General features: G+C 34.6%; 19 protein-coding genes, 1 pseudogene and 1 other annotated feature. Of the genes and pseudogenes, 18 read left to right on the forward strand and 2 right to left on the reverse strand.

Going from position 1 to position 24172, the window contains the following annotated elements; translation table 11 throughout:
- The first annotated feature begins 187 nt into the window (after positions 1-187).
- The 10 genes from AABL52_RS12645 to AABL52_RS12690 all read left to right on the forward strand — a co-directional run bounded on the left by AABL52_RS12645 (position 188) and on the right by AABL52_RS12690 (position 16133).
- Positions 188-1264, forward strand: coding sequence for a bifunctional 3-deoxy-7-phosphoheptulonate synthase/chorismate mutase (locus tag AABL52_RS12645; RefSeq protein ID WP_001273579.1), 1077 nt, complete (start codon positions 188-190; stop codon positions 1262-1264).
- 9 nt (positions 1265-1273) lie between these two features.
- Positions 1274-1493, forward strand: a binding site (T-box leader).
- A 52-nt stretch (positions 1494-1545) separates the two neighbouring features.
- A complete protein-coding gene (gene aroC, locus AABL52_RS12650) occupies positions 1546-2718 on the forward strand; it encodes a chorismate synthase (RefSeq protein WP_341519565.1) in 1173 nt (390 codons plus the stop codon).
- An 18-nt stretch (positions 2719-2736) separates the two neighbouring features.
- Positions 2737-3837 carry a histidinol-phosphate transaminase gene (gene hisC / locus AABL52_RS12655; RefSeq protein ID WP_341519566.1) on the forward strand — a complete coding sequence of 367 codons (1101 nt, stop codon included), beginning with the start codon at positions 2737-2739 and terminating at the stop codon, positions 3835-3837.
- A complete protein-coding gene (tyrA, locus tag AABL52_RS12660) occupies positions 3830-4930 on the forward strand; it encodes a prephenate dehydrogenase (protein ID WP_341519567.1) in 1101 nt (366 codons plus the stop codon). The genes hisC and tyrA overlap by 8 nt, the downstream gene beginning before the upstream one ends.
- Positions 4931-4946: 16 nt before the next feature.
- Positions 4947-6236 carry a 3-phosphoshikimate 1-carboxyvinyltransferase gene (aroA, locus tag AABL52_RS12665; RefSeq protein WP_341519568.1) on the forward strand — a complete coding sequence of 430 codons (1290 nt, stop codon included), beginning with the start codon at positions 4947-4949 and terminating at the stop codon, positions 6234-6236.
- A gap of 135 nt (positions 6237-6371) precedes the next feature.
- The gene (locus tag AABL52_RS12670; RefSeq protein WP_341519569.1) at positions 6372-7532 is read left to right on the forward strand and encodes a GNAT family N-acetyltransferase; all 1161 of its coding nucleotides are present in this window, start codon (positions 6372-6374) and stop codon (positions 7530-7532) included.
- Positions 7533-7763: 231 nt separating this feature from the next.
- On the forward strand, positions 7764-8330 hold the full coding sequence (locus tag AABL52_RS12675; RefSeq protein WP_001107306.1) for a TetR/AcrR family transcriptional regulator: 567 nt from the start codon (positions 7764-7766) through the stop codon (positions 8328-8330).
- A 251-nt stretch (positions 8331-8581) separates the two neighbouring features.
- Positions 8582-11698, forward strand: coding sequence for an MMPL family transporter (locus tag AABL52_RS12680; RefSeq protein WP_341519570.1), 3117 nt, complete (start codon positions 8582-8584; stop codon positions 11696-11698).
- A 304-nt stretch (positions 11699-12002) separates the two neighbouring features.
- Positions 12003-13628 carry an ABC-F family ATP-binding cassette domain-containing protein gene (locus AABL52_RS12685; RefSeq protein WP_000633867.1) on the forward strand — a complete coding sequence of 542 codons (1626 nt, stop codon included), beginning with the start codon at positions 12003-12005 and terminating at the stop codon, positions 13626-13628.
- A gap of 531 nt (positions 13629-14159) precedes the next feature.
- Positions 14160-16133, forward strand: a complete 1974-nt coding sequence (locus tag AABL52_RS12690) for an LTA synthase family protein (RefSeq protein ID WP_341519717.1) — start codon at positions 14160-14162, stop codon at positions 16131-16133.
- Between the two features lie 55 nt (positions 16134-16188).
- On the opposite strand, the gene AABL52_RS12695 is transcribed toward AABL52_RS12690, so the two are convergent.
- Positions 16189-16863: a TerC family protein gene (locus tag AABL52_RS12695; protein ID WP_341519571.1), complete on the reverse strand. Its 675-nt coding sequence runs from the start codon at positions 16861-16863 to the stop codon at positions 16189-16191.
- Positions 16864-17146: 283 nt separating this feature from the next.
- On the reverse strand, positions 17147-17974 hold the full coding sequence (locus tag AABL52_RS12700; protein WP_000551441.1) for a peptidoglycan-N-acetylglucosamine deacetylase: 828 nt from the start codon (positions 17972-17974) through the stop codon (positions 17147-17149).
- Positions 17975-18335: 361 nt separating this feature from the next.
- Between AABL52_RS12700 and AABL52_RS12705 the strand changes: the two genes are divergently transcribed.
- The 8 genes and pseudogenes from AABL52_RS12705 to AABL52_RS12740 all read left to right on the forward strand — a co-directional run bounded on the left by AABL52_RS12705 (position 18336) and on the right by AABL52_RS12740 (position 24140).
- Positions 18336-19157: a hypothetical protein gene (locus tag AABL52_RS12705; RefSeq protein ID WP_341519572.1), complete on the forward strand. Its 822-nt coding sequence runs from the start codon at positions 18336-18338 to the stop codon at positions 19155-19157.
- A 205-nt stretch (positions 19158-19362) separates the two neighbouring features.
- Complete coding sequence (locus AABL52_RS12710) at positions 19363-19752, forward strand: VOC family protein (RefSeq protein ID WP_000800664.1); 390 nt, start codon at positions 19363-19365, stop codon at positions 19750-19752.
- Positions 19753-19918: 166 nt separating this feature from the next.
- Positions 19919-20883, forward strand: a pseudogene (locus AABL52_RS12715) (pyridoxal-phosphate dependent enzyme).
- Positions 20884-21105: 222 nt separating this feature from the next.
- Entirely contained in the window at positions 21106-21789 is a 684-nt protein-coding gene (locus AABL52_RS12720; RefSeq protein ID WP_098238456.1) for a DNA alkylation repair protein, read from the forward strand.
- Positions 21790-21805: 16 nt separating this feature from the next.
- Complete coding sequence (locus AABL52_RS12725) at positions 21806-22507, forward strand: nucleotidyltransferase domain-containing protein (RefSeq protein ID WP_341519573.1); 702 nt, start codon at positions 21806-21808, stop codon at positions 22505-22507.
- 15 nt (positions 22508-22522) lie between these two features.
- Positions 22523-23068: a GNAT family N-acetyltransferase gene (locus AABL52_RS12730; protein WP_341519574.1), complete on the forward strand. Its 546-nt coding sequence runs from the start codon at positions 22523-22525 to the stop codon at positions 23066-23068.
- A gap of 34 nt (positions 23069-23102) precedes the next feature.
- Positions 23103-23603 (forward strand): GNAT family N-acetyltransferase, encoded by a 501-nt coding sequence (locus AABL52_RS12735; protein WP_098238453.1) that lies wholly within the window; start codon positions 23103-23105, stop codon positions 23601-23603.
- Positions 23604-23618: 15 nt separating this feature from the next.
- Positions 23619-24140, forward strand: a complete 522-nt coding sequence (locus tag AABL52_RS12740) for a DinB family protein (protein WP_097843543.1) — start codon at positions 23619-23621, stop codon at positions 24138-24140.
- Positions 24141-24172 lie beyond the last annotated feature (32 nt).

A 24172-nucleotide genomic window follows, 5' to 3' on the forward strand; every position in this document is an offset into this window, starting at 1 on the left:
TCAGTAGGGATTTTTTGTACAAAAAAGTGGGTTTTTATATAGTAGATAGTGTCCTTATAGTAAGTATTCGTTTAAAATAAGAAGAGGTATCGATTCCACTTAAAATTTGTATAATTTATCAGTTCAGAAAATAGAGAATTTTTCATTCTCTTACTATATTTTTAAAACATTAGAGGAGGATTTCCAAATGGCAAATCATGAATTAGATCAATTACGTAAACAGGTAGATGAAATTAACTTACAACTATTACACCTTTTAAATAAACGTGGTGAAATCGTTCAAAAAATTGGGGAGCAAAAGCAAGTACAAGGTACGAAACGTTTTGATCCAGTACGTGAGCGTGAAGTACTTGATATGATCGCAGAGAATAACGAAGGACCATTCGAAACGTCAACAGTTCAACATATTTTCAAAACAATCTTCAAAGCTAGCTTAGAATTACAAGAAGATGATAACCGTAAAGCATTACTAGTATCACGTAAAAAGAAAAAAGAAAATACAATCGTTGATGTAAAAGGTGAATTGATTGGTAACGGAACACAAACGTTCATCATGGGACCTTGTGCGGTAGAAAGCTTAGAGCAAGTTCGCCAAGTAGGGCAAGCGATGAAAGATCAAGGCTTAAAATTAATGCGCGGTGGTGCTTTCAAACCGAGAACATCTCCATACGATTTCCAAGGTTTAGGAGTAGAAGGATTACAAATTTTACGCCAGGTTGCAGATGAGTTCGACTTAGCGATCATTAGTGAAATTTTAAATCCGAACGATGTTGAAATGGCATTAGACTACGTTGATGTAATTCAAGTTGGTGCACGTAACATGCAAAACTTCGATTTATTACGAGCTGTAGGTAAAGTTAACAAGCCAGTATTATTAAAACGTGGATTAGCAGCAACAATTGATGAGTTCATTAACGCAGCTGAATACATCATTGCACAAGGTAACGACCAAATTATTCTATGTGAGCGTGGTATCCGCACATACGAAAGAGCAACACGTAACACATTAGACATTTCTGCAGTACCGATTTTAAAGAAAGAAACACATTTACCAGTTATCGTTGACGTAACGCATTCAACTGGACGTAGAGACTTATTATTACCAACAGCGAAAGCAGCACTTGCAATTGGCGCAGATGCAGTAATGGCTGAAGTACATCCAGACCCAGCAGTTGCATTATCAGATTCTGCACAACAAATGGATATTCCAGAATTCCATAGATTCATGGATGAGTTAAAAGGTTTCAAAAATAAATTATCTTAATTCAATATCATATATGCGCTGAAGAGGAAACAGTAGTGCTTATCTCCCTGTTAAAGAGAGCTGATGGTCGGTGTGAATCAGTACAAAGGTAAGCATGAATTACAGCCTTGGAGCATCTTTTCCGCCAACTGTTGGAGGAAAGGACGGTCTAATGATCGTTACAGAAGAAGAGAGGTAGACGATAGTTGTCTACAACTAGGGTGGTACCGCGATAAACATCGTCCCTACTGAGCGCTCAGTAGGGACTTTTTTGTACAAAAAATAGTAAAGGGGCAAGAGAAATGAGATACATTACAGCTGGAGAATCACATGGACCGCAGTTAACAGTTATTTTAGAAGGTGTACCAGCAGGTTTAACATTAATAGCGGAACATATTAATAAAGAATTATTAAGAAGACAAAAAGGGCACGGACGCGGAAGACGCATGCAAATAGAAACTGATACAGTTGAAATTGTAAGTGGTGTTCGTCATGGGATGACACTTGGCTCGCCGATAACGTTAATCGTAAAAAATGATGATTTCAAACATTGGACGAAAGTAATGGGTGCAGAGCCAATTTCGGAAAAAGAAAGTAAAGATATGAAACGTACAATTACAAAACCACGTCCAGGACATGCGGATTTAAACGGCGCAATTAAATATGGACATCGTGATATAAGAAACGTACTAGAGCGCTCATCTGCAAGAGAAACAACAGTTCGTGTAGCTGCTGGTGCAGTTGCGAAACAAATTTTGAAAGAATTAGGCGTAGAAATTGCAGGGCATGTACTTGAAATTGGTGGAGTAAAAGCAAAACATATTTCAAACTTATCAATGGAAGAGATTCAAACAATTACTGAAAACTCACCAGTTCGATGTTTAGATAAAGAAGTAGAACAAGAGATGATGGGTGCGATAGATAATGCTAAAAGTAGTGGAGATTCAATCGGCGGCATTGTTGAAGTCATTGCAGAAGGCATGCCAATAGGTGTTGGTAGTTACGTTCATTACGATCGTAAATTAGATGCAAAACTTGCTGGTGCAATTATGAGTATTAATGCATTTAAAGGTGCTGAAATTGGCATTGGTTTTGAAGCGGCAAGACAGCCAGGAAGTAAAGTGCATGATGAAATTTTATGGGATGAAGAACATGGATACACGAGGAATACGAATAATGCTGGCGGTTTAGAAGGTGGTATGACAACAGGAATGCCAATTGTCGTAAGAGGTGTGATGAAACCAATACCTACATTATACAAACCGTTAGCAAGTGTTGATATTGATACGAAAGAAGCTTTCCAGGCGAGTATTGAAAGATCTGATAGTTGTGCAGTACCAGCAGCAGGAGTAGTAGCTGAGTCTGTTGTAGCATGGGAACTTGCACATGCACTAGTCGAACAATTCGGAAAAGATCGTATGGAGTTAATTCAGCAAAACATTACGCAACATAATAAATACGCAAAAGAATTTTAATAAAAAGGTGGTTTTAACATGCAAGTAAAAGATCAACTCTCATCATTACAACCATATACACCAGGTAAATCACCTGAACAAATGAAAGAAGTGTACGGAGATCATTCATTTGTGAAATTAGCATCGAATGAAAATCCATTCGGTTGTTCCCCACGTGTTGTAGATGAGTTGCAAAAATCGTGGTTGGAACATGCTTTATATCCTGACGGAGGTGCTACAACACTCCGTCAAACAATTGCAAATAAGTTACATGTACAAATGGAACAAGTTCTTTGCGGTAGTGGATTAGATGAAGTCATTCAAATAATAAGCCGTGCGGTACTTAAAGCAGGAGATAACATCGTGACGGCTGGTGCGACATTCCCTCAGTATCGTCATCATGCAATTATTGAAGGTTGTGAAGTGAAAGAAATTCCTTTAAATAACGGTGTATACGATTTAGACGAAATTTCATCAGCGGTAAATAATAATACGAAAATCGTATGGATTTGTAATCCGAACAACCCGACAGGCACATATGTAAATCATGAAAAATTGACTCGATTTATTGAAGGTATTAGTGAAAATACGTTAATTGTCATTGATGAAGCGTACTATGAATACGTAACAGCAAAAGATTTCCCAGAGACATTACCGCTTTTAGAAAAACATAAAAACATTCTTGTACTTAGAACATTTTCTAAAGCGTACGGATTAGCTTCTTTCCGCGTTGGATATGCGATTGGACACGAAGAGCTAATTGAGAAATTAAATGTCGTACGTTTGCCATTTAACGTATCTTCATTAGCGCAAAAAGCAGCGACGATTGCTTTTGGTGACGATGAGTTTATTGAGGAAATAGTTCGTGTAAATACAGAGGGATTACAACAATATGAAAGCTTTTGTAAGGTAGATGAAATTCCATTTTATCCATCACAAACAAATTTCATCTTCTTGCCAGTTGAGAATGCAGGAGAGATTTATGAAGCTTGTGCACACGCAGGATTTATTATTCGTCCGTTCCCAAACGGTGTCCGTATTACAGTCGGAACAAGGGAACAAAATGAAGGAGTGATTTCAGTGTTACAACAACACTTTGAAAATAAAAAAAGAAAGTCTCGAGATGAGGCAAATGTGTAAAAAGGTAGTTTTAATTGGAACTGGTTTAATCGGAGGCTCACTTGCATTAGCAATTAAAAAAGAGCACGATGTAACGATAACAGGTTATGATATTTTTCTAGAACAAGTAGAGCGTGCAAAAGAATTACACGTAGTAGATGAAGTAGCGGTAGATTTACAGCATGCATGCGAAGAGGCTCATTTAATTGTTTTTGCTTCTCCAGTTGAAGAAACGAAGAAGTTATTACACAAATTAGCGTCATTTCGGTTACGAGAAGATGTTATTGTAACCGATGTTGGTAGTACAAAAGGGACGATTATGAATGAAGCGGAAGCTTTATTTTCAAAGGAAGTTTCTTTCATTGGTGGACATCCAATGGCAGGTTCTCATAAAACGGGCGTTGAAAGTGCAAAAGCACATTTATTTGAAAATGCATTTTACATTTTAACACCAATGAATCATGTGCCAAATGAACATGTGGAAGAACTAAAGCGTTGGTTACAAGGAACAGGATCTCATTTTCTCGTTTTAAATACGGAAGAACATGATTATGTAACAGGGATTGTGAGTCATTTTCCGCATCTTATCGCAGCAGGATTAGTAAAACAAGTGGAGAAACATGCAGGAGATAATCCACTCATTCATCAACTAGCTGCCGGAGGATTTAAAGACATTACACGTATCGCATCTAGTAGCCCAAAAATGTGGAGTGATATTGTTAAACAAAATCGGGAGCATTTAATGGTATTATTAAAAGAGTGGATCTCTGAAATGGAAGATTTATATGATACAGTTTCGACCGGAGATGCAGGCGAGATTCAAAACTATTTTGCAGACGCGAAAGAATACCGTGATTCTTTACCAGTACGAAGAAGAGGGGCAATTCCTGCCTATCACGACTTATACGTCGATGTTTTAGATAAAGTAGGAGCATTGGCTCACATTACGAGCATTTTAGCACGCGAAGAAATTAGTATTACGAACTTGCAAATATTAGAAGCACGTGAAGGATTGCTTGGGGTATTACGCATTAGCTTCCAAAGAGAAGAAGATCGTATGAAAGCAAAGCTAGCGCTTGGAGAAGAAAAATACCAAACTTATGAAACAATTTAAATGAGAAGGTGAAAACGTGAAGGAAAGAACGATACAACCTGTTAATAACGGATTAAATGGAAACATTACAATTCCAGGTGATAAATCCATTTCACACCGTGCTGTCATGTTCGGCGCGATTGCAGAAGGAAAAACAACAATTAAAGGTTTCTTGCCAGGTGCAGACTGTTTAAGTACGATTTCTTGTTTTAAAGAAATGGGAGTAGACATCGTGCAAAATGGTGATGAAGTCACTGTAGTTGGTAAAGGTTTAGAAGGTTTACAAGAACCGAAAGCTGTATTAGATGTTGGTAATTCTGGTACAACAATACGTTTAATGTCAGGAATTTTGGCAAATACACCATTTTTCTCTTGTGTACAAGGTGATGCATCTATCGCAAAAAGACCGATGAAACGTGTTACAAATCCATTAAAACAAATGGGTGCAAATATTGATGGCCGCGAAGAAGGAACGTTTACACCGTTAACGATACGTGGCGGAAATTTAAAAGCAATTGAATACACTTCACCTGTAGCAAGTGCGCAAGTAAAATCAGCTATTTTACTTGCAGGACTTCGAGCAGAAGGTGTAACAGCTGTTACAGAGCCACATATTTCACGCGATCATACGGAAAGAATGCTTGAAGCCTTCGGAGTTAAAGTAACGCGCGAGGGAAAAATAGTGAAACTTGCAGGTGGACAAAAGCTAACAGCAACAGACGTTCAAGTGCCAGGTGACGTATCATCAGCAGCATTTTTCCTAGTAGCGGCCGCAATCATTCCAAATAGTAGACTAGTATTACAAAATGTAGGGATGAATCCAACTCGTACCGGTATTATTGATGTATTAGAGAAAATGGGTGCTACGTTTACTGTAGAACCAATTAACGAAGGAGCATCAGAACCAGCTGCAAACATTACGATTGAAACATCTTCATTAAAAGGAATCGAAATTGGCGGAGATATTATCCCGAGATTAATCGATGAGATTCCTGTTATTGCCTTAGCTGCAACGCAAGCGGAAGGAATTACAGTAATCAAAGATGCGCACGAATTAAAAGTTAAAGAAACGAACCGTATTGATACAGTCGTTGCAGAATTAACAAAGCTAGGAGCCCGCATAGAAGCAACTGATGACGGGATGATTATTTACGGAAAATCACCTCTAAAAGGCAATACAGTAAATAGTTACGGTGACCACCGCATCGGAATGATGCTTGCGATCGCTGGATGTATCGCAGAAGGAAAAACAACAATTGAAGATGCAGAAGCAGTAGGCGTATCATACCCTACATTCTTCGAAGAACTTCAAAAATTAGCTAAATAAAGTAATGAGAAGCAGATACGACATGTATCTGCTTTTTTAATTGGATTCGTGTCGTTAAGTCAGTATAATTTCATTCACCGAACTGTAATGTTTAGAATTATGATACAATTCAAATAAGGAATGGAGGAGAAATATATGAACGTTATACGATTAAAAGAAGATAAATTTAGAGAAGCATTACGTTTATCAGAATACGCTTTTCAATATAAAGTTGATGAGGAACGGTTGCAACAACAACTTACAAAGATGAAAGAAAGTCATGAAATATACGGTATTATGGAAGGGGAGGATTTGGCAGCCAAACTTCATGTTATTCCGTTTCATATATACATAGGAAAAGAAAAATTTAAAATGGGAGGCGTTGCAGGGGTAGCAACGTATCCAGAGTATAGAAGAAGCGGATATGTAAAAGAATTGCTTCTACACTCACTTCAAACGATGAAAAAAGACGGATATACAGTATCGATGCTACATCCATTTGCTGTTTCATTTTACCGTAAATACGGATGGGAACTTTGTGCGAACCTCCTTGTATGTCAAATGACAAAGAGCGATTTGGTGATGAAAAAACAAGTAAACGGTATTGTGAAACGTTTCGATAAAGAAAATCACTCTGAAGAAGTTGAGAAAATTTATGAGGTATTTGCTGAACGCTTTTCCGGTATGCTAGTTCGCGATAAAAAATGGTGGTTACAGGCTGTTTATGATGACTTAACATTAGCGATTTATTACGATGAAAATAAAAGGGCAGCTGGCTACATGCTATATAAAATTGAAAACAGCAAAATGACAGTAGAAGAATTTGTTCCACTGCATAATGAAGCGCGAAATGGTCTGTGGAACTTTATTTGTCAGCATGATTCTATGATTAAAGAACTTGAAATGACTATAAGTGAAAACGAACCATTATTATATACACTACAAGAGCCGCGAGTAAAGGTAGAAATAAAGCCGTATTTTATGGGAAGAATTGTAGATGTAGAGCAGTTCCTAAAACAATATGAATTAAACTGGAACAATGTACAGCAAGAAGTGATTTTACATATTACAGATTCGTTTGCACCGTGGAATAACGTTTCAGTGAGGCTTGCAAATCGTGAAATAACAATTATGAAAGAGGAAACAATAGATAAAGGGATTAAGCTGGATATAAACGCATTATCTACAATAATGTTCGGCTACAAGCGTCCGTTAGAACTTAATGAATTAGAATTCATTACCGGAAGCGAAGAGGAAATACAAGCGTTTGAGAATATAGTTCCGGTACGTAAAGCATTTATTTATGATTTCTTTTAAGTTTTAAATAGGAAATTGGGCTGTCTCAAATGGAAATTTGGGACGGCTTTCTCTTTGGTTGTTGGTTTTTATCGGTAAGTCGATATATTTAGAAAACCGCTAATATAAATTGGTTCACAAACAAGGGATTAAAATTACAACTATACGTAGTCACGCACTTGACTTTTAGTCCCTGTAATTTATAATTAAAAACGGAATGAATTTTCATTCCTGAAAATAGAGGTGGAAAAAATGGCTAAAAACAAACAAGAGGATATTTTTGATGCTGCGATGCAACTTTTTGCAGAGCGTGGTTACGATGGTACGACAATTCCAATGATCGCTGAAAAGGCAAATGTCGGTGCGGGTACTATTTATCGCTATTTTGCCAATAAAGAGGCACTTGTTAACTCATTATTTTCAAAAAGTATGTTACAGCTTTCTGAAATGATAAAAACGGATTTTCCTGTTGAAGCAAATATTCGTGAACAGTTTAGTCATACGTATAACCGTTTATTTGAATTTGCGAGAAACAATGTGGATGCTTTTTTATTTACAAATTCTCACTGCGATAGCTATTTTCTTGACGAACAGAGTAAGAAAATATTTGACGATTTTATAGGCTTCTTTATGAATATTATTGAAGATGGAATCGCAAAAGGTTTTCTTCGTCCATTGCCTCCCGTTGCTTTAATTATTATTGTATATCAACCGTTAGAAAAATTAACGAAAGTAATTGCAACAGGGCAATTAGAATACTCGAAAGAGTTAGTAAAAGAATTGGAAGAAAGCTCTTGGAATGCTATTAGAATCATTTGATTCTATAGCTTTATAAGGACAGGAATGAATATTCATTCCTAAATAGATTTAAAAAATGAAAGTAGGAGAGGATATTTGTGTAACTAAGGGAATGAACATTCATTCCGGAAAGAGTAGTTTAATAGGGTTTATAAAATAAATTAATAGAACGATAGGAATGAACGTTCATTCCGAAAAATAGTTTCGAAATAATAGGAATGAATATTCATTCCGAAACTAACATAATACTTTCAAAACGGGAGATGATTAAAATGAGTAAGCTAAAAAATTGGAGAAGTTTATCTTTTCTATTATGGATAGTTATTACTATTACAATGATCGTAACGATGCCTAATATGGATAAATTAGTGAAAGAAAAAGGGCATATTACGATTCCTAATACAGAGCAAAGTAGTATTGCTGACAAAATGATAAAAGAGATGGATAAAGGCGGGACAGAAAAATATGAAGTTATAGCTGTTTTTAATAGTGGAAGTAAAGCAGCTTTAACATCTGAGCAAAAAGATGAAATAATAAAAACAATCAAGGCTTTACAAAATGAAAAAGAGCAATTAGGAATTAAGGAAGTTGTTTCACATTTAGATAATAAAGATTTGGAAAAACAGTTGATATCTAAAGACAATACGACTATTTTAACGCAAATCTCAGTAGATAAAAAAAATGGTGAAATATCAAAAGTTGCAAATGATCTTCATAAAAAAGTGCAAACGAAGGGTGTTAAAACGTACTTAACAGGAAGTGATTTAATAGCGGGTGATTTCCTTACATCCTCTCAAGAGGGAGTGAAAAAGACAGAAGTCATTTCTATCATTTTCATTTTAGTTGTATTAATCATTGTATTTCGTTCACCAATTGTTCCAATCGTTTCTCTTCTTACAGTTGGTGTATCCTATTTAGTTTCAATGGGGATTATCGCCCACCTTGTAGATCAATTTAATTTTCCATTTTCTAACTTTACACAAGTGTTTGTAGTTGTCGTCCTGTTTGGGGTTGGAACAGACTATAACATTTTATTATATACAAGATTTAAGGAAGAATTAAGTAAACAAGAAAATGCATTTTTAGCTACGAAAGAAACGTTTAAATCGGCCGGGAGAACCGTTTTATATAGCGGAATAGCAGTACTAATTGGTTTTGCATCCCTTGCTTTAGCGAATTTTAAATTATATCAATCTACTTCAGCCGTAGCAATTGGTGTCGCAGTATTATTACTCGTATTAACTACGTTAAATCCATTTTTTATGGTGCTTTTAGGAAAAGGAATGTTTTATCCAGTTAAAACATTTAAAGGCCATGAGGATAGTCGTTTATGGGGATTTCTTGCGAAAAACTCAGTAGTAAGACCATTTGTCGCTTTAATCATTGTATTTGTGATATCGATTCCTTTCGTATTGAAATACTCTAATACACTAAATTACAATGATTTATTTGAAGTAGATAATAAATATGAGTCGAAAATGGGGATTAACGTAATAGAAGAACATTTTCCACCTGGTTTTTCTTCACCAAGTACGTTAGTCATTCAATCGGATAACAAGTTAGATGAGGCGAGTTCTCTTCAAACTTTAGATGAACTAACTGATAAGATTTTGAAAGTGAAAGGTGTTTCCGAAGTATATTCACCGACGCGTCCAACTGGGGAAAGGATAAAAGAATTATATATAAATAAACAAGCGGGAGAACTAAATACAGGTTTAGGAGATGCTAATGGTGGTATAAAGGAAATTAATGATGGATTAACTACTGCGAAAGATAAAATGGGTAGTAAAGACTCAAATAGTCTTGCAAACATTCAAAAGTTAATTGATGGAACAAACGAAGCGAAAAACGGTGTAACGGCATTAGGAACAGCTTTACATCAACTATCAAGTGGTATAAATGACGGAGCACAAGGTGCGCAACAAATTGAGGGTGGATTAACTTCAGTAAATGAAAATATAAATGTTTTATCTAATGCAACTTCACAACTTCATGCTGGTTATGCGCAGTTAGAAAAAGGTTTAAGTTCTTACGATCAATACTTTGGAAATATTTCTCAAGCCATTGATGGTGCGAAAAAAGGTTATGAACAAATTGAAATGTTAATGACTAATTTCATTCAAACGAAACCAGAATTAGCAAATGATCCGAACATACTACAAACGATAGGAATTGCTAAAGAGGCTCAGAAGCAATTAGGTGTGCTTTCAAATGAATTAAATCAATTAGCAACGCAACATAAAGCGGCGATGGGCTCATTTAAAGAAGCAAATCAATCGTTATTGAAAGTGGATAACGGCTTAAAAGAAATGAACAATGGAGTTACTAAATTACAAAAAGGAACAGCTGATCTTAAAAATGGATTAGATGAAGGTGCTTCAGATTCTAAACAAATTGCGAACAAGTCATCTGAGTTACAAAACGGATTAACAAAAATAAATGATGGGCAAGTCCAGTTATTAACCGGGCTGAAAGACTTGCAAGAACAGATGGGGCAATTACAATCAGGATTATTTAAAAGTACAGAAGGGCTCGAAAAGGTAAGTAACGGACTAGGGGATGCTCAGAAATATTTAGGAGAACTAAATGAATCAAAAAGCTCTGAGAAATTTTATATTCCAAAAGAAGTTTTAGAGGGAGAAGATTTCCAAAAAGCATTGAATACGTATATGTCACATGATAGAAAGACTGCTAAAATGACAATCATTTTAGACGTAAATCCGTATTCCAAAGAAGCGATGCCAATCATTGAAGAAATTAATAAAACGATAGACGGTACGTTAAATGGTACAGAATTAAAATCAGCAAAAAAAGCGATCGGTGGTACAACTGCTAGAAACGTTGATTTAAAAGAAGTAACAGGTCAAGATTTCTTACGTACAGCTACGATTATGTTATTTGGAATTGCGATTGTATTACTCGTTATTACACGCTCATTTTTAAATACAATTTTCATTATTGGATCTTTAATATTAGCTTATTTTGCATCACTTGGTATAAGTGAACAAATTAGTGCACACATACTAAACGTAGAGTCATTAAGTTGGAATGTACCATTCTTTAGTTTTATTATGATTGTCGCTTTAGGTGTGGATTATAGCATTTTCGTAATGATGCGATACAATGAGTTAGAAGGGGATCCTGCAACGAAAATTGTAAATGCATCTCGTCACATAGGAGGAGTCGTATTATCAGCGGCACTTATTTTAGGTGGTACATTTGCTGCATTAATTCCTTCAGGTGTATTGACGCTTATACAAGTAGCATCTGTTGTTGGTGTTGCACTGTTACTACTAGCTATCATTGTGATGCCAATATTGTTACCTGCTTTAATAGGGTTAACGAATAAAATGAAGAATTATATGAAGAAATTAAGTAAAAGAAAATAAAAGGATCCCCTTTTAAAAGGGGGGCTTATTTAATAAGCTCGTACATTACATCTTTATATTTTGCAAAATCTTCATTTTTCATATCTCTATTCATTATGAAATTTGCTTCTATATAATATTGTTTCGTTAAAAACGTACATTTTATTCAAGATAGAAAAGGGGTGAATAGTAATCAACCGTTGCTATTCATCCACCTTCTACTATATAATAGCTATAGTCTACAATAATTGAGTCGTAATATGCGATTTTTTAAGACAATCGGTGAGAAAACGCTGAAATAAGCGGTATTAGTAGGAGGACACAAATGATTACAGTAAGTAACGTTAGTTTGCGTTTTGCGGATCGCAAATTATTTGAAGATGTTAACATAAAATTCACGCCAGGTAACTGCTACGGTTTAATCGGAGCAAACGGTGCTGGTAAATCGACATTTCTAAAGATTTTATCTGGAGAAATTGAACCATCAACAGGTGACATACATATTACGCCAGGTGAGCGTTTAGCAGTATTAAAACAGAACCACTTCGAATATGAAGAGTTCCCAGTATTAGAAACAGTAATTATGGGTCACACGCAACTTTACAAAGTAATGCAAGAGAAAAATGCCATTTACATGAAAGAAGACTTTAGTGATGAAGATGGTATGCGTGCTGCTGAACTTGAAGGTGAGTTCGCTGAGCTTAACGGTTGGGAAGCAGAATCAGAAGCTGCAATCCTTCTTAAAGGTTTAGGTATTGGTGAAGATGTTCATGATAAGAAATTGTCAGAATTAACTGGGGCAGAGAAAGTAAAAGTATTACTTGCTCAAGCATTATTTGGTAAACCTGACATTCTATTACTAGATGAGCCTACCAACCACTTGGACTTAAAAGCAATTCAATGGTTAGAAAACTTCTTAATGAACTTTGAAAATACAGTAATCGTTGTATCCCATGACCGTCACTTCTTAAATAAAGTTTGTACGCACATGGCTGATCTTGATTTCGGTAAAATTCAACTTTATGTCGGCAACTATGACTTCTGGTATGAGTCAAGCCAATTAGCTTTAAAATTAACACAAGATGCTAATAAGAAAAAAGAAGAGAAAGTAAAAGAGTTACAAAACTTCATTGCACGCTTTAGCTCAAACGCATCTAAAGCAAAACAAGCAACTTCTCGTAAAAAGTTACTAGATAAAATTACATTAGATGATATTAGACCATCATCACGTCGTTACCCATTTGTTGGCTTTACACCTGAGCGTGAAATAGGAAATGACTTATTAACTGTTGAAGGTCTTTCTAAAACAATTGATGGTGAAAAAGTGTTAGATAATGTGTACTTCACTTTAAATAAAGGTGATAAAGTTGCATTTATCGGTCGTAACGATATTGCGATGACAACATTATTTAAAATCCTTATGGGTGAAATGGAGCCAGATAGCGGTTCATTCAAATGGGGCGTTACAACATCTCAATCTTACTTCCCGAGAGATAACTCTAAATACTTTGAGAACAGTGACTCCAACTTAGTTGATTGGTTACGCCAATTCTCTCCACAAGATGAGTCAGAAAGCTTCTTACGTGGTTTCTTAGGCCGTATGTTATTCTCAGGTGAAGAAGTTAAGAAGAAAGTTTCTGTATTATCTGGAGGCGAAAAAGTTCGTTGTATGTTATCTAAAATGATGTTAAGTGGTGCGAATGTAATCACGCTTGACGATCCAACGAACCACTTAGACCTTGAGTCTATCACTGCATTAAACAACGGTTTAATCGCATTCAAAGGTACAATGTTATTCACATCTCATGACCATCAGTTCGTACAAACAATTGCAAACCGCATTATCGAAGTAACGCCAAACGGTGTAATCGATAAAGAGGCTACTTACGATGAGTTCTTAGAAAATGAAGAACTTCAAAAACAAGTAGATGCAATGTACAAAGGTCAATAATAAATGATGAAAAACCTTGCTCTCGTAATGAGAGTGAGGTTTTTTTATAATCATTGATTTTATGAACTGTGAATAATTATACAAAAATAACTTTAGAGGTTGAAGGATATTTTGATGTTGCATATAGAGAAATGGCTGCAGCATGAATAAACTTGAGTTACATGAAAGGATGTAATATACACCGAAAAAAACTAATGCTATCTATTGTGAATTTCATTATATTACATTAATGTTCCAGAACTGGAGACATATTTATTTGCGAAGCAGTGAATAAAGGTTTATAGTATGTGGTGTCATAATTAGTGGATGAATCTTGGGAGAAAACCGAAAATGTTACAAAATTATTTTGTTAAATAGAAACCAAGGTCAAAATATTTGTAAAAAAATAGTTGAATAAATAATAGCTTCAAATTATAATTACTAATATTCTTCATATAGTAAAATAAATAAAATCTATTTGGAGATTAAAAATTGAATAGAGAGACAGACTTATATCAAAATAAGCCTTGGATGATTAAAAGAGGTGGAGAGATGAAAAAGTTCTTATTAAAGAGCAAAAGTGTGTTAAGCAATCACTTTGGATTTTTTGTGTTTGCCGTTGTTTTATTCTGGTTAAAAACATACGCAGCATATGTGACAGAATTTAATTTAGGGATATCCAACACAATCCAAAAGTTTTTACTGTTTTTCAACCCGTTAAGCTCAGCAGTTCTATTTTTAGGGCTCGCATTATTTGCAAAGGGGAAACGTGCTTACATTTGGTTAATTGTTATTAATTTGTTAATGTCTATACTTTTATACGCAAACGTAGTATATTATCGCTTTTTCAGCGACTTTATTACGTTCCCGACATTAACACAGACGAATAACTTTGGAGATTTAGGTGGTAGTATTTTTGCATTACTACACGCATATGATCCACTATATTTCTTAGATACAATCATTTTAATTGTTTTAGTCGCAACAAAATTTGCAAGTCCAAAACCTATCCGTGTTGCGAAGCATAAATTATCACTAGTATTTGTAGCAGGTATTTTATTATTCAGCATTAACTTAGGTCTTGCAGAATCAGATCGTCCTGAATTATTAACAAGAACATTTGACCGTAATTATATTGTGAAATATTTAGGGGCATACAACTATACGATTTATGATGGCATTCAAAGTGCGAAAGCATCAACAGAACGAGCGTTAGCTGATGGAGATAATATGACTGAGGTTAGAAATTATCTTACATCAACATATGCAAGTCCAAATCCTGAGTACTTTGGTAAAGGAAAAGGAATGAACGTAATTTATATTCATTTAGAATCATTCCAAAACTTTTTAATCGATTATAAATTAAATGGGCAAGAAGTTACACCGTTCTTAAATTCATTTACAAAAGATGCGAATACGTTATACTTTGATAACTTCTTCCATCAAACAGGACAAGGTAAAACATCTGATGCGGAGTTCATGCTAGAAAACTCAATGTTTGGATTACCACAAGGATCTGTTTTTACAAATAAAGCTCATAACACGTTTCAATCAGCACCAGCTATTTTAGGTCAACAAGGATACACATCAGCAGTGTTCCACGGTAACTATAAAACATTCTGGAACCGTGACGAGATTTATAAATCATTTGGTTTTAATAAATTCTTTGATGCGTCATACTACGATATGAACGAAAAAGATGTAGTAAACTATGGATTAAAAGATAAACCGTTCTTTAATGAATCCATTCCGTTATTACAAACATTGAAACAACCGTTCTATACGAAGTTCATTACGTTATCGAACCATTTCCCTTATCCGATTGATAAAGAGGAAGCGACGATTGAACCAGCTAAAACAGGTGATTCATCAGTAGACACGTATTTCCAAACAGCACGTTATTTAGATGAGTCTGTAAAAGGATTCTTGGATTACTTGAAACAATCTGGTTTATACGATAACTCAATTATCGTTATGTACGGTGACCATTACGGTATTTCTGATAATCATGGCGCAGCAATGTCTCAAATAATGGGTAAAGAAATGAACTCATTTGAAAATGCACAATTGCAACGTGTACCGTTAATCATTCGTGTTCCAGGAATGAAGGGTGGCGTACAACATCAATACGGCGGAGAAATTGATGTTCTTCCGACACTATTACACTTACTAGGTACAGATACGAAAAATTATGTCCAATTTGGATCCGATTTATTATCACCAGAGCATAAACAAGTTGTTCCATTCCGTAACGGTAACTTCGTAAGTCCAACAGTTACTGCATTGAATGGAAAATACTATGATACAACTACTGGTAACTCTGTAGAATTAACAGACGAAATAAAACAAAATGAACAAATGGTTCAAAAGTCATTAAAATACTCTGACCAAGTCGTAAACGGTGACTTATTACGATTCTACACACCGGAAGGATTTACACCGGTCGATCGTTCGAAGTACAACTATAACCATCGTGATAAAAATAAAACGAAGGTAAAGACGACTGAAGATGGGGAAACGAAATAAATAGTAAAAAGCGCTACTCATATGAGTAGCGCTTTTGTTTGTACATATAACGTTGTCATTTTATAGAATTATCTTTCGTTTTTTGTTTCATTTTTCCAAAGAATACTACACCAGCAATGATAATTATGATAAATGCCCATTTTATGAAAGGGTTACTTTCGAAAAATCCAGCGAACCATTTCTCATCTACAATCATTTTCGCAGCAGTATAAGCTAAAACGGCTGCTCCAATTGTAATGATAACAGGGAACCGGTCAACCCATTTTAAAATTAATGTACTGCCCCATACTACTACTGGAATTGATACTAATAGTCCGATGATGACTAAAGAAAAATTGCCATGCGCAGCTCCTGCAACAGCAAGTACATTATCAATACCCATTAACGCATCAGCAATAATAATGGTTTTAATAGCAGACCAAAATCCTTCTTCGGCCTTAATATCATGATCTTTGCCTTCAGCAATTAATTTGTAAGCAATCCATATAAGGAGTACACCACCAATTAGAAGTAGCCCTGGTATTTTTAATAACCAGACGACAACTAAAGTAGCGAGGGCCCTAATCGCAATTGCCCCGATAGTTCCCCATATAATCACTTTCTTTTGTTGATCTTTCGGTAATCGCCTTGCTGCTAATCCAATTACAATGGCATTATCACCAGCTAACACTAAATCAATTACAATGATGGCAAGTAGGGCAGATAAATATTCGGCTGAAAGAAAATCCATATACACATCACTCCTTAAGAGTAATATGTGCTAAAGTGTTGATAATATAAAAAATAGGATTGAATTTGTATATTCAATCCATAATTTCTTACTGTATTTTGATATATTTTTTAATTTCGTACTAGTCGTTTTTAGAATAACATGTCATGTTTTTTAGTTAAATTAATGTGGTTTTTATATCCCATTGATATAAAGGAAGAAGGGGGAATCGAATATAAGAGAAGTAATACCCAATACGAAAAAAAGACTCAATAACCTACTAGAGGAAATAGAGTCTTTCACATTACATACGATTATCGTGCCAGAAGTTTAATGGGAAGTGTTCGTTCTCATTATAACTTTCTAATTCATATCCTTTTTCTTTCAGTCCTTTAATAATTCCAGGCACTGCTTTAACGGATTGTGGATGAATATCGTGCATTAGAATAACTTCTGTTGGCTTGTCAGCTCCATTTACAACGTTTTGTACAATTTTAGCTGATGCAGCATCAACAGGCATTTTGTTGTATGTCCAGTCTAAAGAATCAATTGTCCAATCCCAAACTTTTAATCCATTTTCGACAACTTTGTTGCGAAGTGCTTCGTTTAACCCTGGCATTGAGCCGTAAGATGGGCGAGTTAATACTGGTGATTTACCTAGAACGCCAGCGATTAAGCCTTGATCTTCTTTCATTTCATCTACGTAATGACCTTCAGTGTAAAGCTTCTTGTAGTTATGAGTCATACTGTGCATCCCAACATAGTGGCCTTCAGCATCTTCACGTTTTACAAGTTCCGGGAATGCTTTTACATTTGAACCGATTAGGAAGAATGTTGCTTTTGCATTTTCTTTCTTTAACATATCTAAAAGCTCAGCTGTGTATTTTCCAGGACCATCATCAAATGTTAAGTAAGCGACTTTTCTAACTTGCCCGTTATATTGTTTTGGAGCTTCTTTCGGTGCAAGAGATGATTGAATTTCACTTACAAGTTGAACAGATTTTGTTTCATCCTCTGTACTTGCTAGAGCAGTATGTGTTGATCCTAAAGTTGCTTCGTATGTAAATAATACCCCCGCGCAAATCAACATAGCCCTTTTTACTAAAGTTGTCATTCGAATTCCATTGTGCATAATTTTCCTTCTCTCTATAAAAGTTCTACTCTACTATATTAGCAATTATAGGGCGGTAATTGCAAAAAAACTTTTTTACAAACGTAAAAAAGTTTGGTCAAAAGTATGCAAGATTTTGTATCAATTGTAGTCTTGAAAAAAAGGGTGATTTTAAACTTTATTATGAAAATTTTCAAGCATTAAATTTAATTCTTTTAATAATGAAGTATGTGCTTTTTTAGACGAACGGGTATCAAAACGAAAAGGGATTCATCATACTTTCGTATCACTTCATTTTCATTCCAATTATTGATTCGAATATTTTTGTTTTCTATTAAAATATTGGTATAAGAACAATTAAATTTAATAAGGGAGTGGGAATATGGTTAATTATATTTGCACTACATGTGGAGTACAGTATCCTGAAAATGAAGAAGCGCCTTCTAGTTGTAAAATTTGTAATGAGGAAAGGCAATATGTGAATCTAATTGGGCAGTCATGGACAACATTAGAAACTATGCAAAATAGCAATTTATACAAAAATGAAATAATAAAAGAAGAAAGTGGTTTGTATAGCATTACTACAAAACCTAAATTTGCAATTGGACAAACAGCATTTTTAATACAAAGTAAAACTCTAAATGTTATGTGGGATTGCATTAGTTATTTAGATGATAAGACGATTCAGAGTATATATGATTTAGGTGGTATTCAAGCAATAGCACTTTCTCATCCACATTATTACTCTACACAAGTAAAATGGGCGGAAACATTCAATGTACCTATCTATATTCATGAAGATGATAAAGAGTGGGTGGTTCGCCCGAGTAAACAAATTAAATTTTGGTCTGGGGAACATTTGATATTATCGAAAGAACTTACATTGCATCGCTTAGGAGGCCATTTTAAGGGTGGGACTGTTATGCATTGGAAAGAAGGTAACGAAGGGAAAGGAATTTTGTTATCAGGTGATATTATACAAGTAGTTTCTGATCAAAAATGGGTAAGTTTTATGTATAGTTATCCAAATCTCATTCCATTACCAGCGAATAAAGTTAGAGATATGGCAGAGAAAGTAAAAGATATCCAATTTAGTCGACTATATAATGCATTTCATGGTGTGGTGGAAGATGCGAATAAGGCTGTACAAAGATCTGCTGATCGGTATATAAAGGCTCTGCAAGGAGAACTTTTTCATACGTAATAAAATATAAGAAATAACTATTTATTTCATCTCAATATTTATATAACTACTTTTATATGAATTTAATACTAAAGTCCTACTATTTATAAACTAATAGGTCTTTCAACTTAGGTAGTTCTCATACTAATGAGGGATATGAAAGGAAATATATGTAACTTATAATGATTACTATAAAGCTTTGGAAAATGAAAAGGAGGAGATTTGCATGAAGAATTGGGTTCAATTTAGAATTGCAAGACCAACAGATAAATTTGAAGAAGTTATAAGTTTTTATGAGACGGGGTTAGGGTTAAAGCGTATAGGAGAATTTCACAATCATGAAGGATATGATGGGGTTATGTTTGGATTACCGGATGCCGAGTATCATTTGGAGTTTACAACGCACGTTAATGGAAGTCCATGTCCGGCACCGACAAAAGATAATTTACTAGTTTTTTATATGCCTAATAAAGATGAAATTGAAAAAATAGTGAATCGATTAAGTAATATGGGCTATCATGAGGTAGAACCAGAAAATCCGTATTGGATAGAGAAAGGGATCACAATAGAGGATCCAGATGGTTGGAGAATTGTGCTTATGAATGCATTTGAATAAAGAAGCTCTTTTTGTATGTAATGTAGTGTAACAAAATGATTGAGTCATAAATCCCTACAGCATTTGTAGGGATTTTTATATAAAAAGATTTAGTTAAGAGAGTTATGAAATTGTAGAAAGTATTTTAGCTAAAAATAAATATGATTTATGTAGGAGGAATAGAAGTATGACATTAAAGCATTTTCATGAGTTTGCTAAAAATGTTGGGAACACACCTCTCATTAAATTAGAATGCGAAGAAACGAAGGATTTTTCTATTTATGCTAAATGTGAATGGCACAACCCTACAGAATCGATTAAGGATAGAGCTGCACTTGGAATGATTAAAAAATATTTACAAGAAGCGGACAAAAAACAACCTATCTTAGAGTATAGTGGTGGAAGTTTAGCGAGATCAATTAGTTATATTTGTTATTATTTAGAGGTTGAATGCACGTTAGTTTTAAGTTCTGGAACTGGTAAATCATTACTAAATGAACTTGAGTGTTATGGAGCTAACGTGATTTTAGTTGATAAATGTATGGGTTTCTACGCAGTAATTGAAAAGGCAATTGAGATTAGCAAACAAAAACCAGAGTTATACTTTTTATTCCAACATTATAATAACGCAAATCTATTAAGTCATATAGAAGGTACAGGCAGAGAAATTATTACACAAATGAATGGAAAACCAATACACGCATGGTAGCATCTGCTGGTACTGGTGGAACTCTAATGGGAGTCTATAAAGAAGTAAAGAATTATACCAAAAATGTTGAGCTACATTTAGTAATGCCTGCTGAATTGCCTTATGGTTCCGAACAACCACCGAATGATTTAAAGAAATATGCTGGATCAGGTGGGTTTGGCTTAGGAAGGAAACAACATTTCATAGAACAGGAAGACAATTTGATAGAAAAACAATGGACTTATTCATATGAAGAAACCTTGTATGAAATGGCACGTTTTTATAATGAAACTGGTATGAAAGTAGGAACGTCTGCGGCAGCGAATTTATTAGCTGCTAAACAAATTGGAAAAGAAAAAGGTGCGAATTTTAATGTAGTTACAGTTTTTCCGGACGCAGGGTCTATAGAAGAGTGGTCAGATGTAAAGAGCTTACAAAAAATAAAGAAAGAATCAAACAAATAAAAGTTCTTTCAAATTCTATTTCTTACACTTTGGGAAATTGATGAAATGAAAACCTGTATAGGTAAAATGTACAGGTTTTTCGTGGTTGTTTTAGTTATATATAGCAACTATAAAATTTCACATACCGTATTTTAAAAATACATATAGGAAAACCAAAAAGTAATGTAGAATATATCGTACATACATATATGAAATCAACATAAAAGAAAAAGAGGTGTGCATATGTTACTGGAAGAAGTAATGCAACAACTAGAGGAATATGGAACAGAACAAAATCGTAAAACGTATAAAAACCACGGAGCGAAAGAGCCACTCTTCGGAGTTAGTTTTGCCAATTTAAAATTGTTAAAAAAGAAGATAAAAAAAGATCATGATTTAGCAATTTTATTATGGGAAACAAAAAATATGGATGCAATGACTTTAGCGACGATGATTTTAGATCCGAAAAAAGTTACGACAGAACAGCTAAATAAATGGGTACAGGAAGTTGATTATTATTGTTTAATGGACGTTTTGATGACCGCTATTTGTACATCGCCAATCGCGATAGAAAGAATGGAAGAATGGACAAAGTCTGATGATGAATGGATCGGAAGAGCAGGTTGGTCATTATTAGCGAATATCGCGATTAAAAATAAAACGTTACATGATGATTTCTTTTTGCCGTATCTAGAAGAGATTAAAACTTATATACATAATGAAAAAAATCGTAAAAGAGAAGCGATGAATAGAGCTTTAATTGCAGTAGGTGTTCGGAATGAAAGTTTGGAACGACAGGCGATTGAAACTGCACGCGTGATTGGGAAAGTAGAAGTTGATCACGGTGAAACGTCATGTAAAACACCTGATGCAGAAGCCTATATAAAAAAAACAAAAGAAAGAGCTGAAAAAAAGAAAGTGAAATAAGAATAGGAGAACGGTTATGAAAGCAATGGAAGCGGCACAAAGCATCATTACATCACAATTTCCGAATTGTGATGTAGCTTTACTGGGAGGAAGCGTTGCACGAGGAGAAGCGACAAAAACATCTGATCTGGACATTGTAATAATAGATTGTAGTTTGTCATCTTGTTATAGAGAATCTTTCTATAGTAATGGATGGCCCGTTGAGGTGTTTGTACATAATTTTGAAACGTATAAAACCTTTTTTAAAATGGATTGTGATCGTGGAAGACCTTCGTTGCCACAATTAGTCTCAGAGGGAGTTGTATTAAAAGGTGAAAATGAAATTGTTGATGAATTAAAAAGAGAAGCAAATGATTTACTAAATAAAGGACCAGTTAAATGGACTGAAGAAATGATGAAGCAGAAGCGATATTTTATTACGGATACTTTGGATGACTTTATCGGGGCTACAAAAAGAGAAGAAGAATTGTTTATCGCGAATCTATTAGCTGATTTAGTACATGAATATGTATTAAGAGTAAATCGGAAATGGCTCGGAAATTCAAAATGGTTTATAAGAGTACTTAGAAAATATGATGAAAAATATGCAGATCAATTTGTAGCGGCGTTTGATCATTTTTATACAACAGGAGAGAAAAGTAAATTAATTACTTTTGTAGAAAAAACACTAGAACAGTATGGAGGAAGAATGTTCGAAGGGTTTTCTATAGGAAAATAAAAAGGGGATAGCACAATGAATGTACCATTCGTTCAATTAAGAGAACTGACACTAGATGATGTAGAAGATCGATATCAATGGTCATTAGATACAAAAGTAACAAAACATTTAGTTGTACCAGATCAATATCCACCGTTTACTCGTGAAGAAACGAAAAAATGGATTGAAGCATGTATAAATCGGAAAAATGGCTATGAACAAAGAGCTATCACTGCAGAGAACGGCATACATATTGGATGGGTAGATCTTAAAAATTTTGATAAAACAAATCAAAATGCAGAACTGGGAATCGCGATTGGTAATAAAGAATATTGGGGTAAAGGGTATGGAATGGCAGCCCTATATAGTATGTTACATGAAGCATTCTTTGAATTTGAATTAGAAAAAGTTTGGCTACGTGTAGATGAAGATAATTTTCAAGCTAGAAAGAGTTATGAAAAGGCTAGTTTTGTTTGTGAAGGACTAATGAGAAATGATCGATTACGTCAAGGAAAGTTCATTCATCGTTATCGTTATAGTATGTTAAGAGAAGAATACGAATCTTTGAATAATAGTTTATAATAATATTATGTTAATTAAAAGGGGCTGGAGAAATATGATTCGATTACTTACGAAAGAAGATGCGAAAAAATATTGGGATTTACGTTTACAAGCATTACAAATAAACCCAGAGGCATTTGTAACAACTTATGAAGAGGCGATTCGTCAGGAAAATCCTATTAAACGAGTGGAAAGTAATTTAACAGCTACTACTAGTTGTACATTTGGTGCTTTTAATGAGGATCATCAATTAGTTGGAGTTGTCACTTTACTAACAGAAGAGAAAGAGGCGTATAAACATAAAGGTCATATCGTTGCGATGTACGTAGATGCAGGTAATCGAAGAAGTGGCCTTGCACGTGAGTTAATACGTAAGGCAATTGAAAGATCAAGAGAAATGAACTTGGAACAATTGACATTAGGTGTTGTGTCCACAAATGAACCAGCAAAAAAATTGTATGAATCGATGGGCTTTAAAACATATGGGATTGAAAAGAGAGCTATAAAAATGAATGGTGTGTATAGTGATGATGAACATATGGTGTTATTCTTTTAATGGAGGAAGTTTAGTATGAAAGATCTCCATTTAGAAAAAAATATGAACCCGCAAGTTGCAATTTTGTATGCGATGGTTACGGATACATTTAAACGATTGCAAAAATTAGTAGAAGGTACTGATGAGAAAGAACTGTCTTTTAAAGGGTCAGAAAATAAAGAAAATAGCATTGGACAACTACTTCAACATTTAGCAGTTGTGGATTTATACTGGGTGTACCGTTTAAAAGGAGAGGCAGTTCCACGGACACTTAATAATATATATGGACCAATGTTAAATGAAGCAGGAGAACTACCGAGTTTAAGAAAACAGGCGTTGCAACAATTAATGCAAGATTATGAAGCTGTGCAACATATGTTTTATGAGGAATGTATGAAACTAACAGAAGCTGATTTAACACGAGAGGTTTTTTATGAAAAGGGAGAAAATGCGACTATAAGGTGGGGGATATGGCATATAGCTGATCATAATCGGTATCATCAAGCTCATATTAGCCAGTTGAGAAAACTATATAGAACTAGAATACATGCGAGATAAAGATTTCAAATTTTAATTATATTTAATTTGTT

The sequence above is a fragment of the Bacillus paramobilis genome (genome assembly GCF_038096195.1).
Classification (GTDB): Bacteria; Bacillota; Bacilli; order Bacillales; family Bacillaceae_G; genus Bacillus_A; species Bacillus_A mobilis.

What these genes read in the sequence shown, in the direction of transcription:
- AABL52_RS12645 (WP_001273579.1), top strand. Translation starts at nt 188, where the DNA reads ATGGCAAATCATGAATTAGATCAATTACGTAAACAGGTAGATGAAATT.
- aroC (WP_341519565.1), top strand. Translation starts at nt 1,546, where the DNA reads ATGAGATACATTACAGCTGGAGAATCACATGGACCGCAGTTAACAGTT.
- hisC (WP_341519566.1), top strand. Translation starts at nt 2,737, where the DNA reads ATGCAAGTAAAAGATCAACTCTCATCATTACAACCATATACACCAGGT.
- tyrA (WP_341519567.1), top strand. Translation starts at nt 3,830, where the DNA reads ATGTGTAAAAAGGTAGTTTTAATTGGAACTGGTTTAATCGGAGGCTCA.
- AABL52_RS12670 (WP_341519569.1), top strand. Translation starts at nt 6,372, where the DNA reads ATGAACGTTATACGATTAAAAGAAGATAAATTTAGAGAAGCATTACGT.
- AABL52_RS12675 (WP_001107306.1), top strand. Translation starts at nt 7,764, where the DNA reads ATGGCTAAAAACAAACAAGAGGATATTTTTGATGCTGCGATGCAACTT.
- AABL52_RS12680 (WP_341519570.1), top strand. Translation starts at nt 8,582, where the DNA reads ATGAGTAAGCTAAAAAATTGGAGAAGTTTATCTTTTCTATTATGGATA.
- AABL52_RS12685 (WP_000633867.1), top strand. Translation starts at nt 12,003, where the DNA reads ATGATTACAGTAAGTAACGTTAGTTTGCGTTTTGCGGATCGCAAATTA.
- AABL52_RS12690 (WP_341519717.1), top strand. Translation starts at nt 14,160, where the DNA reads ATGAAAAAGTTCTTATTAAAGAGCAAAAGTGTGTTAAGCAATCACTTT.
- AABL52_RS12695 (WP_341519571.1), bottom strand. Translation starts at nt 16,863, where the DNA reads ATGGATTTTCTTTCAGCCGAATATTTATCTGCCCTACTTGCCATCATT.
- AABL52_RS12700 (WP_000551441.1), bottom strand. Translation starts at nt 17,974, where the DNA reads ATGCACAATGGAATTCGAATGACAACTTTAGTAAAAAGGGCTATGTTG.
- AABL52_RS12705 (WP_341519572.1), top strand. Translation starts at nt 18,336, where the DNA reads ATGGTTAATTATATTTGCACTACATGTGGAGTACAGTATCCTGAAAAT.
- AABL52_RS12710 (WP_000800664.1), top strand. Translation starts at nt 19,363, where the DNA reads ATGAAGAATTGGGTTCAATTTAGAATTGCAAGACCAACAGATAAATTT.
- AABL52_RS12720 (WP_098238456.1), top strand. Translation starts at nt 21,106, where the DNA reads ATGTTACTGGAAGAAGTAATGCAACAACTAGAGGAATATGGAACAGAA.
- AABL52_RS12725 (WP_341519573.1), top strand. Translation starts at nt 21,806, where the DNA reads ATGAAAGCAATGGAAGCGGCACAAAGCATCATTACATCACAATTTCCG.
- AABL52_RS12730 (WP_341519574.1), top strand. Translation starts at nt 22,523, where the DNA reads ATGAATGTACCATTCGTTCAATTAAGAGAACTGACACTAGATGATGTA.
- AABL52_RS12735 (WP_098238453.1), top strand. Translation starts at nt 23,103, where the DNA reads ATGATTCGATTACTTACGAAAGAAGATGCGAAAAAATATTGGGATTTA.
- AABL52_RS12740 (WP_097843543.1), top strand. Translation starts at nt 23,619, where the DNA reads ATGAAAGATCTCCATTTAGAAAAAAATATGAACCCGCAAGTTGCAATT.